General features: G+C 60.2%; 14 protein-coding genes. 3 read left to right on the forward strand and 11 right to left on the reverse strand.

The annotated features are described in order from the left end of the window. Nucleotides 1–155: 155 nt before the first annotated feature. From APH41_RS19260 to APH41_RS19280, 5 genes are all read right to left on the reverse strand, one after another. Nucleotides 156–1613 (reverse strand): outer membrane protein transport protein, encoded by a 1458-nt coding sequence (locus APH41_RS19260; RefSeq protein ID WP_003190765.1) that lies wholly within the window; start codon nt 1611–1613, stop codon nt 156–158. Nucleotides 1614–1745: 132 nt separating this feature from the next. Next, a complete protein-coding gene (praB, locus tag APH41_RS19265; protein ID WP_003190764.1) occupies nt 1746–2240 on the reverse strand; it encodes an alkane oxidation protein activator PraB in 495 nt (164 codons plus the stop codon). 134 nt (nt 2241–2374) lie between these two features. Next, the gene (praA, locus tag APH41_RS19270; protein WP_014718292.1) at nt 2375–2869 is read right to left on the reverse strand and encodes an alkane oxidation protein activator PraA; all 495 of its coding nucleotides are present in this window, start codon (nt 2867–2869) and stop codon (nt 2375–2377) included. Nucleotides 2870–2994: 125 nt separating this feature from the next. Continuing rightward, the gene (locus tag APH41_RS19275; RefSeq protein WP_054920800.1) at nt 2995–4275 is read right to left on the reverse strand and encodes an alkane 1-monooxygenase; all 1281 of its coding nucleotides are present in this window, start codon (nt 4273–4275) and stop codon (nt 2995–2997) included. A gap of 307 nt (nt 4276–4582) precedes the next feature. Next, the gene (locus APH41_RS19280) at nt 4583–5581 is read right to left on the reverse strand and encodes an alpha/beta fold hydrolase (protein ID WP_054920802.1); all 999 of its coding nucleotides are present in this window, start codon (nt 5579–5581) and stop codon (nt 4583–4585) included. A 287-nt stretch (nt 5582–5868) separates the two neighbouring features. Here APH41_RS19280 and APH41_RS19285 point away from each other — a divergent pair, with 287 nt between their 5' ends. The 3 genes from APH41_RS19285 to APH41_RS19295 are packed head-to-tail and all read left to right on the forward strand — an operon-like array spanning nt 5869 to nt 9152. Beyond that, a complete protein-coding gene (locus APH41_RS19285; RefSeq protein WP_054920803.1) occupies nt 5869–7407 on the forward strand; it encodes an NAD(P)/FAD-dependent oxidoreductase in 1539 nt (512 codons plus the stop codon). Further along, nucleotides 7404–8294, forward strand: a complete 891-nt coding sequence (locus APH41_RS19290) for an SDR family oxidoreductase (RefSeq protein WP_054920805.1) — start codon at nt 7404–7406, stop codon at nt 8292–8294. Before APH41_RS19285 ends, APH41_RS19290 begins: the two co-directional genes overlap by 4 nt. Before the next feature lie 15 nt (nt 8295–8309). Then, nucleotides 8310–9152 (forward strand): metal-dependent hydrolase, encoded by an 843-nt coding sequence (locus tag APH41_RS19295; RefSeq protein WP_034126050.1) that lies wholly within the window; start codon nt 8310–8312, stop codon nt 9150–9152. A 137-nt stretch (nt 9153–9289) separates the two neighbouring features. Here APH41_RS19295 and pepN read toward each other — a convergent pair whose 3' ends face one another. From pepN to APH41_RS19325, 6 genes are read right to left on the reverse strand one after another with little or no spacing between them, the layout of a single operon-like run. Continuing rightward, on the reverse strand, nt 9290–11947 hold the full coding sequence (gene pepN, locus APH41_RS19300) for an aminopeptidase N (RefSeq protein WP_054920807.1): 2658 nt from the start codon (nt 11945–11947) through the stop codon (nt 9290–9292). A gap of 13 nt (nt 11948–11960) precedes the next feature. After that, nucleotides 11961–12791 (reverse strand): DUF2797 domain-containing protein, encoded by an 831-nt coding sequence (locus APH41_RS19305; RefSeq protein WP_054920810.1) that lies wholly within the window; start codon nt 12789–12791, stop codon nt 11961–11963. Then, nucleotides 12788–13048: a YeaC family protein gene (locus APH41_RS19310; RefSeq protein WP_005788688.1), complete on the reverse strand. Its 261-nt coding sequence runs from the start codon at nt 13046–13048 to the stop codon at nt 12788–12790. The genes APH41_RS19305 and APH41_RS19310 overlap by 4 nt, the downstream gene beginning before the upstream one ends. A gap of 14 nt (nt 13049–13062) precedes the next feature. Continuing rightward, nucleotides 13063–13932: a rhomboid family intramembrane serine protease gene (locus APH41_RS19315; RefSeq protein ID WP_054920812.1), complete on the reverse strand. Its 870-nt coding sequence runs from the start codon at nt 13930–13932 to the stop codon at nt 13063–13065. Further along, complete coding sequence (locus APH41_RS19320) at nt 13929–14903, reverse strand: metallophosphoesterase (RefSeq protein ID WP_161793215.1); 975 nt, start codon at nt 14901–14903, stop codon at nt 13929–13931. Before APH41_RS19320 ends, APH41_RS19315 begins: the two co-directional genes overlap by 4 nt. Further along, on the reverse strand, nt 14900–15790 hold the full coding sequence (locus tag APH41_RS19325) for an NAD(+) kinase (protein ID WP_003217892.1): 891 nt from the start codon (nt 15788–15790) through the stop codon (nt 14900–14902). The genes APH41_RS19320 and APH41_RS19325 overlap by 4 nt, the downstream gene beginning before the upstream one ends. Nucleotides 15791–15894: the final 104 nt, after the last annotated feature.

Here is a 15894-nt window from a genome sequence, read left to right on the forward strand (position 1 = left end):
TTTGAAATTTTTATTTAATCATTAAGCCAAAAAAAACACGGCTGAATGCCTCAACCGGTCCTCACCGACATAGATCACCGCCCTGTAGAAAGACGCAGCTCGGAGGAAGGCTGCAAGATGCGCTTGCCGCCCTCCGCCATCGTCCTCAGGCCCCGTCAGAACGCATAGGTCGCTGACAAACTGACCACATCACCGGAAGACTCGGCCTTGCCATCCAGACTTGCACCGCCCAGTCGGTCGATGTTTTTGGTCTTGAGATTGACCTTCTGCACGAACTGATGGGAATAGGCCACATCCAGACTCAAGCCCTTGACCGCCTTCACATCGTAGCCAGCCCCCAGCGAAAGGAACGTACGGTCGCCATCGGGGATACGTGGATCGCGGGTGGAGTTACGTGTAGGCGTCTGGTCGATAGCCACGCCGGCACGCAAGGTCAGTTCATCGGTCGCACGGTAGTCACCGCCGAGGGAGTACATCCAGGTGTTTTTGTAGTTGTAGGGAATGGAGACAATGCGCATATCGCCGGAGTCGAGGGTCAGGTCCTTGAACGACGACCATTCGGTCCACGTGACGCTGGCACCCAAGGTCAGGCGATCGTTGAACTGATGCACCCAATCCAGGCCCGCGGTGGCAGGAATATCCAGTTGAACCTTGGCATGCGCACCGTTGGGGGCCAATTCCAGCCCGGGGTAGGCGGTGTTGACCAGCGTACCGGTGCCCCCGAATGGGCTGGGCTGAGTCATAAGGTTGTAGGAAAACTGATCGGCGTACAGGTTGTACTTACCCGTCATCTTGTTTTTGATCTTGGCGTGGTAATTCAGGCCCAGGGTGTCGCGCTCGGTGGGCTTCCACACCACGCCGGCAAACCAGCCAGTAGAAATATTGTCGACCTTGACCCGCATCAGCGCATGGCCCACGTCTGAGGGGAAGTTGATCCCGCCCAGCTCGGAGTCCGACACTGCCGCAGCGGACAACAGGTCGACGTTCTGGCTGACGAAGCCCTTGCTGTGCTGCACGATCATGCCGCCGCCCACGGAGAACTGGTCGTTGACTTTAAACGACAGCGAGCCCGTCAACCCGACGGTTTCGATTTTGGTATCCACGGCAAAGTCGCGCAGTTTGGAGTCTTCATTCCAGGTAGAGCGCATGCCCTGAGGTACCACTTGGCTCAAACCGAAGGCAAACCGGTCGCCCAAGGGCATTACCATGAAGCCGGTGGGCAGCCAGGCCGTGAAGCCGCCCTGGCCACCGTCGTTGTTATTGACAGCGGTTGCGGCGCCATCGGGAAAACCGTTCTCGTCCAACGGCGTACTGGAAATCGGGTTGCCGGCGTAATCCGAGGCACTGCCCTTATACTTGATCTTGATGCGCGCATAGTCGACCGTGAATTGCGCAACATTGTGTTCGACAAACGCCATGGCGGCCGGGTTGTTGTAGGCCGAGCTAGGGTCGTTCTTGAACAACGAGCCGCCGGCAAATGCCCTGCCCCAACCAGGTGCGCCGTAGGTCGGGGTTGAAAAACCGCCAGCCTGTGCAGGCGCGATGAAGGCGGTTACCCCTCCCATCAACGCCAGCCCCAGCAAAACCTGCACGTGTTGTTTCTTATTATTCATGCGGCACTCCTTTTTGTTATCCCTGTGAACCGGCCTCGCCCGTTCGTCTTGCTGCCCGGCACTGCCTGAACTGGCGCCTGGAAAAGGCGCCAGTCTTTCAGCAGGTGATCAACCCAGTGTTCCGACCGGCCATCAAGGCACGATGGTGAAGGTTGGGCTTGGGGTCACGCTCAAGCTCACCACGGTGCAGCTGCCGCTGAGCCCTTGGTTGGCCGCCGTCAGCACCCCACCGCTGTAGCCCACGGTGATGGTCGATGGGCCACAGTTAGAGGCTGGGTACAGGACCGAAGAGGCGATGGTATAGCCGACATTGGCGACCGAACCTGCCGCTGGGCCGGTGGCGGTCAATGTCCATGGCAACCCAGTGATTTTTGGCAATGCGCAAAGGCCGCTACCGCTCACCGTCACCCCGGTGATCTTGGCCACCCCAGTGGCGTCGACGTTGCCGGTAAAGTTGGCGGTGCAGTTAACGGTGGCCTGATAGGACGACGGTGACTTCACCGAAATAGTGCCAGGCGCCGTAAAGTTCGAATTAACCGGCGTGATGCTGTAGGCATTGGCCATGGAAGCAGCACCCATGCAAACAGCCAAGGCAGAGAGCGACACGAGAGTTTTCAAGCTTTTCATTGTTTTTCCTCACATGTTATGGCGATTCATTTCGCCAGGGGTAATGGCCATGATCGAGAGGTCACGGTGAAACTGCAGAACTTCCCTTTCCAGCCAAATTTCAATGCATTTACCGCTACAACTGTCGGAACGTGTTATTCGACAACTTTGAAGTTGGGCGGCATCTTGATCGACACCGTCTTGATCTTGCAGTCTTCGCCAATCGCAACATCAGCGGCTTCCAACTTGCCGGTGGCGTTATCCCAAGTTCCGTCGGCCGTCGACGGCCCACACTTGCCGCCCAGGCCAAAGGCATGCACGTCCACGCTGATCTTCGACATGGAGCCGCTTTTTGTATCTTTGGCGATTAACACCCAAGGCAAGTTGATGGCTTCGACACGGCTGCACTTGAGGCCACCGTCGAACTCGACTTTGTCGACATTCACCGATGAACCATCGGCTGCAACCTTGCCGGCTACCTTGATGGTGCAGTCGGCACTGATGAGCTTGCCTTTGGAAAAGCTGATAGGCCCTTGGGCGGTGAAGGCACTGCCAGCGGGTTCGATACGCGCAGCCTGGGCCTGGTGGTAAGCAATCAGGCCCATGGCCGCCAACAGGATGTGGGCGGTGAACTTGGCAGAACTTTGCATGGTGTACGTCCTTCCCTTGAAATTATTGTTGTAGGGTCAAACCAGGTTCTTGCACTCAAAACGCCGGGCGACAAGGACCTGCGCGATACACAGATCCCGAGTGCACCCTGAAGGCTTACTTCATCTCAAAACGGCTTGGCACTACCGCTGTACTTCTCCAGGTACTTCAAACGCTTTGACGGCTGAAGATTGGTCAGGTTGATATCGCCGGCATAGTGATTCAGTACACGATGGTCCATGCGACGCCGCCACAAGTACGGCACATAAGCCCAGACAATCATGCTGGCGTAGCCATACGGAAGTTGCGGTGATTCATCAAAGTGACGCAGCGACTGATAACTACGCGTAGGGTTGGCATGGTGATCGGAGTGCCGCTGCAACTGGAACAGAAAGATATTGGTGACAATTCGATTACTGTTCCACGAGTGACGCGGTGAGCAGCGTTCATAACGGCCATTGGGCAACTTCTGACGCTTGAGGCCGTAATGCTCGACGTAGTTCACCACTTCCAGCAACGAGAACCCGTAGATGCCCTGGATAATCAGGAACGGAATTACCGCCGCCCCCAGCCAGGCAATCATTGCGCCCCACAACACCACGCTGTACATCCAGGCGCTGAGCACGGCGTTCTTCCAGTGCAAGGTCGGCAGGCCGAGTTTGCGCAGGCGTTCGCGCTCCAGGTTCCAGGCCGACACAGCGCTGAACCACACCGAACGCGGCAGGAATGCCCAGAAACTTTCACCGAGGCGCGAGCTGGCGGGGTCTTCCGGAGTGGCGACCCGTACGTGATGGCCACGGTTATGTTCGGTGTAGAAGTGGCCGTAGAAGGTCGGCGCCAGGGTGACCTTGGCCAGGAACACTTCCAGGGGTTTGGGTTTGTGCCCTAGTTCATGGGCGGTATTGATAGCAATACCGGTGGCGGCACCGGTGGACATGGCCATGCCCACATAAGTCAACCAGCTGACTGCACCGTGAAGTTCAGTGCGGGCGGTGATGAACGCGGCGGTCCTGGCCAGCCAGTTCGAGGGTTCCAGGGTGGCCGTGGCGTGCAACAGGCCGCCGTTGATGATCCAGTCTATACCGCCCGCAGCGAGCCAACCGGTGATGACCACCGAGGCAATCACAAACAGCACGCCGGTGTAGACGATCCAGCGGTAGTAGCGTTGGGATTCAAGGTGGCTGACCGCAGATTCGGGCGGGTTGCTGACGTCTTCGCCGAGCAGGCCGTCAATCAGCGGGATCAAGCCGAAGATCACCAGCACGCCCACCCACCACAGTTGTTGCACGCCTGTGGTGATGGCAAGGGCGCCGGAGAGCAAGGGCGTCGCCAGCGGCATGATGCCGAGCCACCACAGGTGGCGTTTGCCGTCGGCCCAGACATGCGGGGCTGCCAGAGTCTGGTTCATGGCAGCCTCCGAACGCATTCGGTGGGCAACGAGACAGACGACAGGTATACGGAGCGTTGACTGCTCCGGGAAATCAACCATGCGATAAAAGGCGTTTTTTTCATTATTTTATTCGCTCTTAGGCATTTCAAAAATAATTTCAAATTACACATTGAAATAATTTTTTTAAATAAATAGCGCGGAATCGTTAGGTCGTCAACTAGTTTCTCCAGCCCTTTTTTCCGTGACCGAGCAGTCTCTTTTCAGCCGTTTGGTCAGGTACTCAAGGGCAGGCGTCAACGCCAGGCGCCGCAGTCAGGTGGCACTGTTACTGGCTCGCCAGGGCGACAGGTGGGTTTATCGGCCGGACGCTCTCGCCGGGTCGAGCCCGCTTGGCCACCTGCTCCACCAGCGCCGCCACGCGCTCGGTGGCGGTGATCGGCAACATATGCCCACGGCCTTCAATCACCTGCATTTTCAGCCCTGGCACCTTGCTGGCCAGGGTCTGGCCGTGTTTCTGGAAGTCGAGCACCTTGTCCTGCGCCCCGTAGATCAGGCCGATGGGCAGGGTCAATCGTGAGTAGCGCTTGACCATCTCCGGCAGGTGGTCGTTGACCCGGTTGATCTCGGTTGACGCCGCGTAGAAATTGTCGGGTCGCATGCCCAGCAAACCGCCGCCACGGGTGGCGAAGTCCGGCGGCGCAGGATCGGGGGCAAATACGCCCTTCACCACCGAGTCTTTGGTCAGCAGGCCGATGGGCAGGGTCAAGGTGTGCGCTACCCAGCGCCGCAGCCAGGCCGGGCGCACGGCCAGAGACAGGAACACCAGCGGCAGCATGCGTTGGGGGTGAGTCAAGGGCGCAACCAGCACCAGCCCGGATACGGCATGGGGATGGTCGAGGGCCAGCGCCAGGGCAATCGCGCCGCCCAGGGAGTGCCCCAGTACCAGCGGTTTACCCAGATCCAGCGTATTGATGAAGGCCGCGATTTGTCGCGCCTGGGCCGGCAAGTCTGCCGGCGTGCCGCTGTGCCGGGTGGAATAGCCTGAGCCCGGCCGGTCGAGGCTGATGACCCGAAAATGCTCACGCAACTGGCCGGACAAGGCATAGGTCAGGTTGCGACTGCTGCCCATCAGCCCGTGAATCATCACCAGCGGCGGGCCCTTGCCCTCTTCGACATAATGAAAGCGCTCGCCATCCACCTCGACGAAACGCCCGTTGATCGGCACGGTCGCTTCAATGCGCCGCGTCATCCAGGCACTCAAGCCCCATAACGCAGCACTGGCGCCCGCCAGCACACCCGCAGCGACAACCCATTCGACAGCCATAGCTCGGTCCTCTGCTTCCCTGCTGCTGGCGACCCGACCGGAATTGATCTGACCCCAGCCATCGTCTACGCCCTGGACCTACACTTCATGCATACCACGTTCATCCGTCGGACAAATCGCTCATGCGCAACAAGGTCCTAGCGTAGGCGAATTTTTCAGGTAGATTATTTAAAATCTTTTTTAAAATAAATAATTCAATTTTCCTTTGCAATGGTGTTCTATCTAAAAGACAAAACAAAAACAGGAGCACATCCGATGCCCAAGCGTTTTATTGACGAGGCAGCCCTATGAATGCCCCCAGCGACTCAATTGACATCGCCATCATTGGCTCCGGGTTCGCGGGCCTGTGCATGGCGATCAAACTCAAGGAAGCCGGGCTCACCGACTTCTTTATTGCCGAACAGGCCGAGACCCTAGGCGGTACGTGGCGCGACAACCACTACCCAGGTTGCGCCTGCGACGTGCAGTCCCATGTGTATTCGTTTTCCTTTGCGCCCAACCCGAACTGGACGCGACAGTTCGCGGCGCAACCCGAGATCCGCGCCTATCTGGAAGACTGCGCCAGGCGCTTCGAACTGGCGCCCTACCTGCGCTTTGGCATGGGCCTGCAACGTGCGGTGTTTGATGAACAGCAGCAGCGCTGGCAGCTGACCTTCAGTAACGGCCGCCACGTCAGCGCACGGGTGCTGGTGTCGGGCATGGGGGGGTTGTCACGCCCGGCAATGCCGGATATCCCAGGGTTGGACAGCTTCAGGGGCAAGCGCTTTCACTCCCAGCAGTGGGATCACGAGTATTCCTTGAAGGGCAAGCGCGTGGCGGTGATCGGCACCGGTGCCAGCGCTATCCAGTTCGTGCCGCAGATCGCCCCGCAGGTAGCGCACCTGGACCTGTTCCAGCGCACACCGCCGTGGATTATGCCCAAGCCTGATCGGCCGATTTCCGCTGCCGAGCGCTGGTTGTTCAAGCATGTACCACTCACCCAAAAGCTGGTGCGCGCTACGCTTTACTGGGCGCTGGAAGGCCGTGTGGTGGGCTTTGCCCTGCATCCACGCCTGATGAAAATGGTGCAGAAAATCGCCCTGCGTCATCTGCGCAAACAAGTGGCCCGCCCTTCCCTGCGCAAAACCCTGACGCCGGACTACACCATCGGCTGCAAGCGGGTGTTGATCTCCAACGATTACTACCCGGCACTCTCGCGCAGCAATGTAGAGGTGGTCACCGACAGCGTACTGCGCATCGAAGCCGACGGCGTGGTTACCGCCGACGGTATCAAGCACCCCGCCGATTGCCTGATCTTCGGCACGGGTTTCCAGGCCAGCGACCCGTTGCCCCATGGCTGCATCATCGGCCGTGACGGCATCGACCTGATGGACGCCTGGCGCGATGGCGCCCATGCCTACAAAGGCACCACCGTGCCGGGCTACCCGAACCTGTTTCTGATCGTGGGCCCCAACACCGGCCTGGGGCATAACTCGATGATCCTGATGATCGAGGCCCAGGTCGCGTACATCCTCGACGCCCTGAAACACATGCAGCGCCAGCGCCTTACCACGGTAGAGGTCAAGCCCGCCGTGGAGCACGCCTACAACCAGCAGTTGCAGGACAAGCTCAAGCGCACCATCTGGAACACCGGCGGCTGCCAGAGCTGGTACCTCGACCCGCGCACCGGCAAGAACACCACGCTGTGGCCCGGCTCAACCTGGCGCTTCAAACAGGTCACCCGGCATTTTGCCCTCAAGGACTACAGCGTCAGCCAGGCGCCGGCGCCCGCCCTGCCGCGAGCGGTTGCAACGCCCCACTCCACCACAGAAGGCAGCCTGTCATGAAGTCATTCAACGGCCGCGTCGCGGCGATCACCGGCGCGGCTTCCGGCATGGGCCGCGCACTGGCCCTGGCCCTGGCGCGGGAGGGGTGCCACCTGGCGCTGGCAGACAAAAACAGCCAGGGCCTGGAACAGACCCTGGCGCTGATCCGCACCTCGACCTTGTCGCCCGTCACTGTCACCACCCAAGTGCTGGACGTGTCCGACCGCCAGGCCATGCTCGATTGGGCGGCGCGTTGCGCGGCCGAGCACGGCCAGGTCAACCTGGTCTTCAATAATGCCGGGGTGGCGCTGTCGAGCACCGTCGAAGGCGTGGATTACACCGACCTGGAATGGATCGTCGGCATCAACTTCTGGGGAGTGGTGCATGGCACCAAGGCATTCCTGCCGTACCTCAAGGCCAGCGGCGACGGGCATATCATCAATACGTCCAGCGTGTTCGGCCTGTTCGCCCAGCCCGGCATGAGCGGCTACAACGCCACCAAGTTCGCCGTGCGCGGTTTCACCGAAGCCTTGCGCCAGGAGCTCGACCTGCAACGCTGCGGCGTCTCGGCCACCTGTGTACACCCCGGCGGCATTCGTACCGATATCTGCCGCAGCAGCCGCATCGACGCGAACATGACCGGCTTTCTCATCCACAGCGAGCAACAAGCCCGCGCCGATTTCGAAAAACTCTTCATCACCGACGCCGACCAGGCCGCCAAAGTGATCTTGCAAGGCGTACGCAAAAACAAGCGCCGCGTGCTGATTGGCCGCGATGCCTATTTCCTCGATCTGCTCGCCCGTTGCCTGCCGGCGGCCTATCAGGCCCTGGTGGTGTTTGCCAGCAAGCGCATGGCGCCCAAGCCGCGCACACCAGTGTTTGAAACCAACGACGAGCCTCGACTCTGAACAGGAGCACGCACCATGCTGCCGATCCGTCGCGATATCCGTTTTGCCTTGCCTGCCGAGCGCATCAAGAACTGGCACGAACAAGGGCCTGTGGTCAGCCATTTCTTCAATGCCCTGTCGTTGCTGTTTCCCCAGGGCGAACTGTTCTTCATGGACAGCGTGCGCCACTACCGTGGGCAGATCGACGATGCCGAACTGAAAAAAGAGATCCAGGGGTTTATCGGCCAGGAGGCCATGCACAGCCGTGAACACGTGGCGTATAACGACTTGCTGCAAGCGGCCGGCCTGCCGGCGCACACCCTTGACCGACGCTTGAAGTTCTTCCTCGACCTGCAGAAAAAACACCTGCCGCCATCGTTCAACCTGGCGGTGACCATCGCCCTGGAACACTACACCGCCATGCTCGCCGAAATCCTGCTGAGCGACCCGTCGCGCTTTGGCGACTCACTCAAGGGTTACCAGCAGATGTGGTACTGGCACGCCCTGGAAGAAACCGAACACAAAGCCGTGGCGTTCGATGTGTGGAACAGGGTGATCAAACCAGGGCCTGCACGTTACCTGCTACGCACGGGGACCATGCTGACCACCAGCGTGCTGTTCTGGGTGGTGGTGCTGGATTTTCACGTGCGCCTGTTGATTGCCGACCGCACTTCGGGCGGCACGCTGAAGGGCTTGTGGCGCATGGTGAAGTTCTTGTATGGGCCCAAGGGGGTGTTTCCACGGATGTTCCGGCCGTGGCTGCATTATTTCAAGCCGGGCTTTCATCCTTGGGATCATGACAACCGAGCACGGTTGGCGGGCATTGACCGGTTGGTCGAAGAGATAGAGCGCACGCGCCGCAGCTATGAATCGGCCTAGTGCCAGGGATCAATCCTGCCGCCTGTAGGAGCGAGCTTGCTCGCGAAAAACGTCAACGATGACGCGTGCTTCCTGAATGAACGCGGCGCCTGTGAGTTCCTCGCGAGCAAGCTCGCTCCTACATAAAGCAATGAGGTTTACGCCAGGCTCTTGCTGACCACCTCAAACACATCGCTGGACAGCTCACCCGCACCCAGGATGCGCTCCAGCTCCGCTTTCATCAGCGCCTGCCGTGCGCTGTCGTATTTACGCCAGCGTGTCAGCGGCGCCAGTTGGCGCGAGGCGATCTGCGGGTTCAACGTATTGAGCTGGATCACCAGGTCCGCCAGGAAACGGTAGCCCGAGCCATCCGCCGCATGGAAGTTGATCAGGTTCTGCCCGGCAAATGCGCCCACCAGCGCGCGCACCTTGTTGGGGTTCTTGATGGTGAACGCCGGGTGCTCCATCAACGCCTTGACCCGTGCCAGCCCGCCCGGCAAGGTGCTGCCGGCCTGTACGCTGAACCATTGGTCCATGACCAGCGGGTTGTCCTTGAAGTTTTCGGCAAACACCGCCAAGGCCTGGGCTTTCTCTGCTTCGAACGGCGAGTTCACCAACACCGCCAACGCCGTCAGGCGTTCGGTCATGTTATCGCTGGTGTCGAACTGATCCAGGGTGGCCGCCAATACTTCTGGCTTGCCGCTGAGCATCAAGTAAGACAGCGCGATGTTCTGCAGCGCACGGCGGGCGAAGTGCTCGGCCTCTGCCACGTAAGGCGTTTGCTTGGACAGCTCGCGGTTGGCCTGGTAGCGCAGCCACAAGCCTTCGAACAGGTTGTCGGCCAGTTGCTTGCGGGCAAACTCGCGGGCAGCGTGGATGGCATCCACATCCGCCACTTCGCTGATTTCCGTGAGATAGGCTTCGCTCGGCAGCGAGAGCATTTCGGCGACCATGGCCTGGTCCAGGCTTTCATCGCTCAACACCGTGCGCAGCGCGTCGATCAAGCGCTGATCAAGCTTCAGCGGCTGGCCAGCCTGGTGTTGGCCGATCAGTTCCTGCAATACCTGCACAGCCAACTGCTGGCCAGCATCCCAGCGGTTGAAACCGTCGCTGTCGTGCTGCATCAGGAACATCAGTTGATCGCGGCTGTAGGGGAAGCTGAGCTTCACCGGCGCCGAGAAACCACGCAGCAACGAAGGCAAGGGTTTTTCAGCGATGTCGACGAAGGTAAACGTCTGCTCCGCTTCGGTCACCGAGACTACCCGCGAAGTGTCGCCCGCTGTCGCTTCACCGGCCAGGCGCAAGGCAATGCCGGCGCCCTGCCCGTCCAGCAAGCCCAGCTCCACCGGGATCACAAAGGGCAGTTTCTCGACCTTGTCCGGAGTCGGCGGGCAGCTCTGGCGGAAGGTCAGGCTGTAGGTCTTGGCCGCCGCATCGTAGGCCTCGCTTACCGCCAGGCGCGGGGTACCTGCCTGGCTGTACCAGCGCTTGAACTGGCTGAGGTCGGCGCCATTGGCGTCTTCCATGGCCTTGATGAAGTCGTCGCAGGTCACGGCCTGGCCGTCATGGCGTTCGAAATACAGGTCGCTGCCTTTGCGAAAGCCTTCGGCACCGAGCAAGGTGTGGATCATGCCGACCACTTCCGAGCCCTTTTCATACACGGTCAGGGTGTAGAAGTTGGAGATCTCGATAAAGCTGTCCGGGCGCACGGCGTGGGCCATGGGGCCGGCATCTTCAGCGAACTGGTGGGTACGCAGGTACGCCACGTCCTGGATGCGTTTGACCGTGGCCGAGTTCATGTCGGCAGAGAAGCCCGAGTCACGGAACACGGTGAAGCCTTCCTTGAGCGACAGTTGGAACCAGTCGCGGCAGGTCACGCGGTTGCCCGACCAGTTATGGAAGTATTCGTGGGCGACGATGGCTTCAACGCGCTGGTGAGCGGCGTCTGTAGCGGTTTCGGCGCGGGCCAGCACGGCACTGGAGTTGAAGATGTTAAGGCCCTTGTTCTCCATGGCGCCCATGTTGAAATCGTTGACCGCCACGATCATGAAGATGTCGAGGTCGTACTCGCGACCATAAGTTTCTTCGTCCCAGCGCATGGATTTTTTCAGGCTGGTCATGGCGTGCTGGCACTTGTCGATGTTTTCCGGCTCGACGTAGATGCGCAACGCGACTTCGCGGTTGGTCATGGTGGTGAAGCTGTCTTCGACGCACCACAGGTCACCGGCCACCAGCGCAAACAGGTACGCCGGCTTCTTGAACGGATCTTCCCAGGTCGCCCAATGCCGGCCGTCTTCGCCAGGGCCGCTGGCAATCGGATTGCCGTTGGACAACAGCACCGGGTAGCTGTGCTGCTCGGCGATCACCGTGGTGGTGAACACACTCATCACGTCCGGGCGGTCGAGGTAATAGGTGATCTTGCGGAAACCTTCGGCCTCGCACTGGGTGCAGAACATGCCGCTGGATTTGTACAAACCTTCCAGGGCAGTGTTGGTTTCCGGATGAATCTTGACGGTAGTGTCGAGGGTGAAGGTCTCACTCTTTGGCTGCACGGTCAGGTGGCTGTCGGTCAGCTGGTAGTCAGCGTCCGTGAGCGGCTGGTCGGCCAGGTTGACACTCAACAGCTCAAGTTGCTGGCCGTCGAGCACCAATGGTGGCAAACCGGCGCCACGCTCGGGATTGCGGCGCATCACCAGCTGCGCGTGGACCAGGCTGTGGTCCTCGAACAACTCGAAGGTCAGGTGCGTCTCGTCGATCAGGTAGTCCGGCGCCTGATAGTCCTTCAGGTAAATCATCTTCGGTTGTTCGGTGCGCATGCTTGGGATCCTTCTACTGATGCACGGCGAGCTGGTAGGCCGTGTATTTACGAATATTGATAACGCCGGTATCGAAGATCAGGTATTGGCCCTTGATCCCCAGCAGCGTGCCTTCGGCAATCGGGTTCTTGTCCAGGTTGAAGCTGACGATCTTGGTCGGATACTGCTCGACCGGGTAGCGGATTTCAATCGGCTCGATGTCGGCAATGGTTTGGATGGCTTGCAGGCCAAAGCGTTCCTGCAAACCCAGCAAGCCCTCGGCGCAAGAGGCGAACAGCTCATCACGCACCTGCTTGAGGTCCACCGCTTGCGCATCGCCCTTGAGCAAGGCACGCCAGTTGGTCTTGTCGGCCACCTGGCTGCGAAACAGATCTTCGACGAAGCCCGATTGCTGGCGCGTCGCCACGCGCATGATCGGCAGCGCCTGGCTGGCGCCCTGGTCCAGCCAACGGGTGGGCAACTGTGTAGCGCGCGTAATGCCGACCTTGATCCCCGACGAGTTGGCCAGGTACACCACGTGGTCGGTCATGCAGAATGTCTCGCCCCAGCCGGGATCGCGGCAGGTGCCGGCGTCGTAATGGCAACGCTCGGGGCTCATGATGCACAGGTCACACTGGGCCAGCTTGGTCATGCACGGGTAGCAATAGCCCTGGCTGAAGCTGGTCTTGGTCTTGCGCCCGCAATGGCTGCAATGAATCGCGCCCAGGTATTCCAGGCGTACATGGGTGCCGATCAACGGATTGACCGGCACCTCGGTGTCGCCCAGGCGAAAGGCGTATTGAACGGTCGGCTCACCGAGTTGCGCCGACATTTTGCTGACTGCACCGCGACCAATTTCAATCAATGGATCGCATCCGACTTGAACAGGATGTTCGCCACCGGTTCTGACTTGGACGCGCACTCCTGCGGGCCCATATAGCCGGTGCGCTGCTCTTCGGGCAGGTTCTGGATCTCCCAGGCGATCATCGCTTGCAACGACAATTCGCGCTGCTCGGCGGTGAGCTTGCGGCCATCGGACCATTTGCCGATCTCTACCGCGAGCTTGAGGCTCTCGTAGATGTCCGGGGTGATGTTTTCGATCATTTCAGCAAAAGAGGACATAAGGCTCTTCCTTATCAAAGAGACGCTTTGCGACGGTTGTACAAACCACCGAGCAAACCCGTCAAGCAACCGATGACCAACCCGCCCACATGGGCCGCGTTGGCGATTTCGCCGAAACCGATCATCGAGACCAGCCCCGACAGGCAGAGCAGCAACCACACCAGCATCATCACCAGCACCCCACGGGGCAGGCGATAGGCCGGGTTGGGCGACAATAACTGAAAGATCCAGCAGTGCCCGAGCAGGCCGTACAACACGCCGGACAAACCGCCAAACAAGCCGGGGCCACCGTAGGCGTATTGCGCGTAGTTGGAGACCAGGCTGAACAACAGGGTCAGGCCCAGCAGGTTGATGCTGCCCTGGCGCGCTTCAATGCGCCGACCCAGCTCCCAGTACCACATGCCGTTCATGGCCAGATGCAGGATGCCGAAGTGGATGAGCATCGGCGTGACCAGGCGCCACCACTGCCCCGAGGCCAGCGTGTCGGCCAACGGTGTGAACTGGATGTACTCGCCCAGCACCCGGAACGGCAGGAAGGTCAGCCAGGCCATGGCTTGCAGGTTTTCACCCAGCAGGGTCACCGCACCCACAATCAGGCTGGCCAACAGCACCAGTGCGGTGACTGGGCTGTGGCGCACCTGCTGGACAAAACCTGGCCGCGTAACCGGCGCCTGCTCGGGAATATCCAGTTGCTGGTCGGGGTCGCCAGCGGGGAAGCGTTGATACAACACGCGCACATCGTCGCTGATGGCCTCGGGCACCCACAGCACCTGTTCACCGGCCTCCTCGCTGACGCGGTGCGGCACCTGCATGCGGTGCAGCAACTTGACGAAACCACCCAGGTCAACGCTCAGGGGCAAGCGCAATACAGCTACGGTACTCATGGAATGGCCTCTGGTCGCTCAACGTCGACCCATACGAATTTACGCGGATCCAGCTGGGTTTCCTGGTCCAGCCGATACGCCACCAGCTTGCCGTACAGCACCGCGCTGTAGTCCAGGCAGGCCAGGTTCGGGCGGATCGGCGCCGGTTTGCCGCTGCGCCAGTAGTGGCCGACGAACAACAGCGGTTCATCGACGCCATAGCGCAGCAGGGAATTCTTTTGCGTGGACGACAACGGCGTGCGTGCCACCGGCTCTGGCAAGGCGTCGGGCTGGAACACGATGTCGCCGTAGGTCTTGGGGTCGTCTTCCCAGAACTTGGTGCGAAAGAACGACCGCGTCAGGCCATCGCCACCGGTCAGGGTGAGCCCATCGGGCAGGCGCATATCGGTGCCGCGCAACAGGCGATCGAATGCATTGCAGGCGAAACTGCCCGGTACGGCGGCGGCTTGCAGGAAGTGTTGGTCGATGCAGCCGTCCGGGAAGGTGGCGCGCAGCGGCTGGATAAAACTGTCGTCCCAGCACGCGTGCACTACGCGAAAACGCCCGGCGTCGACAAACAGCGGCATGTCGTAGAACCAGCCGAGGAAGTCGTGCCAGTCGGCCGGGTGGTGTTCGAACTGGGTCAGGGTCTCTTGGATCAAGCGGGCGTGGCGCGGGTTGTGCTCACGCACGAACTGCTTGCCACTGCCCGGCGGGGCCGGCGTGGTCCAGCCCAACGCATTGAACTCGTGGTTACCCATGATGCACAGCGCCTGGCCGGCCTCGGTCATATCGTGGACGATATGCAGCGCCTCACGGATGCGTGGGCCACGGTCGATGATATCGCCCAGGAACACAGCCATGCGTGACGGATGGCGCCAAGTGCCGCCCTGCTTGTGGTAACCCAATTGGTCGAGCAAGTGCTCAAGGGTATGAGCGCAACCGTGCACGTCACCAATCAGGTCGTAGCTACGCGCGGGATCGAGCATCAGTCGCCTCCACCTCCCAAGCGGCTGCCCCAGCCCAACTTGGTACGGCACACTTCGTAGTAGTTGTGATCCAGCGGGTGGATCAAGCGCAACTTCTGTGCCTTCTTGCTCACGGTGATGGTGTCACCGGGGGCGCAGGTGAAATGGTTCTGCCCGTCGCAGGAGACTTGCGGGTAGATTTGCATGTCTTTGGACACCACGATTTTCAGCTCACTGTTGCCATCGACCACAATTGGCCGACTGGACAACATATGGGGGTACATCGGCACGATCACAATGGCATCGAGCTTGGGATGCATGATCGGGCCTCCCGCCGACAGCGCATACGCGGTTGAGCCGGTAGGCGTGGCGACGATCAGGCCGTCAGCCTTCTGGCTGCACACGAACTGGCCGTCGATATACAGTTCGAACTCAATCATCCGCGTGGATTTGCCCGGGTGCAGCACCACATCGTTGAGGGCATCGCCCTGGCCGATCGCCTCGCCATGGCGGCGCACTTCGGCCTGCAGCAGGAAGCGGTTCTCCACCAGGTAATGGCCGTCGAGCACCTTGGCCACTTCGACTTCCAGCTCATCGGGGCGTATATCGGTCAGAAAGCCCAGGCTGCCACGGTTGATGCCCAGCACCGGCACGTTATGCCGCGCCAGTGCCCGGGCAGCGCCGAGCAGGCTGCCATCGCCACCGACCACGATGACCATGTCGCAAACCTCGCCGAGCATCTTGCGCGACGAGGTTTGCAGGCCGTGGCCGGGGAGGATTTCAGCGATGGTGTCTTCGAGGATCACATGCAGGTGGCGCTCGAGCAGAAACTTCTTCAGCCGGCGGACGGTGTCCAACACCTGGGTACTGCCCAGGCGACCGATAATGCCGATATTGCGAAATTGCTCCATGGGGCTCCTGCGGGATCTGGGGTGAGGCAAAAAGAGCGATTATGGGCGAAAGGCCGTCTCAGGCAAAATCCTTTGTCGCCGCCAAGCCTTGATGACAATGGTTC

The organism is Pseudomonas sp. NBRC 111138 (assembly GCF_001320835.1).
GTDB classification, from domain to species: Bacteria; Pseudomonadota; Gammaproteobacteria; order Pseudomonadales; family Pseudomonadaceae; genus Aquipseudomonas; species Aquipseudomonas paracarnis.

Bases quoted from the DNA above. Each gene is read 5' to 3' on its own strand.
- APH41_RS19295 (WP_034126050.1), top strand. From the start codon at position 8,310: ATGCTGCCGATCCGTCGCGATATCCGTTTTGCCTTGCCTGCCGAGCGC.
- APH41_RS19315 (WP_054920812.1), bottom strand. From the start codon at position 13,932: ATGAGTACCGTAGCTGTATTGCGCTTGCCCCTGAGCGTTGACCTGGGT.
- pepN (WP_054920807.1), bottom strand. From the start codon at position 11,947: ATGCGCACCGAACAACCGAAGATGATTTACCTGAAGGACTATCAGGCG.
- praA (WP_014718292.1), bottom strand. From the start codon at position 2,869: ATGCAAAGTTCTGCCAAGTTCACCGCCCACATCCTGTTGGCGGCCATG.
- APH41_RS19310 (WP_005788688.1), bottom strand. From the start codon at position 13,048: ATGTCCTCTTTTGCTGAAATGATCGAAAACATCACCCCGGACATCTAC.
- praB (WP_003190764.1), bottom strand. From the start codon at position 2,240: ATGAAAAGCTTGAAAACTCTCGTGTCGCTCTCTGCCTTGGCTGTTTGC.
- APH41_RS19260 (WP_003190765.1), bottom strand. From the start codon at position 1,613: ATGAATAATAAGAAACAACACGTGCAGGTTTTGCTGGGGCTGGCGTTG.
- APH41_RS19290 (WP_054920805.1), top strand. From the start codon at position 7,404: ATGAAGTCATTCAACGGCCGCGTCGCGGCGATCACCGGCGCGGCTTCC.
- APH41_RS19285 (WP_054920803.1), top strand. From the start codon at position 5,869: ATGAATGCCCCCAGCGACTCAATTGACATCGCCATCATTGGCTCCGGG.
- APH41_RS19275 (WP_054920800.1), bottom strand. From the start codon at position 4,275: ATGAACCAGACTCTGGCAGCCCCGCATGTCTGGGCCGACGGCAAACGC.
- APH41_RS19280 (WP_054920802.1), bottom strand. From the start codon at position 5,581: ATGGCTGTCGAATGGGTTGTCGCTGCGGGTGTGCTGGCGGGCGCCAGT.
- APH41_RS19325 (WP_003217892.1), bottom strand. From the start codon at position 15,790: ATGGAGCAATTTCGCAATATCGGCATTATCGGTCGCCTGGGCAGTACC.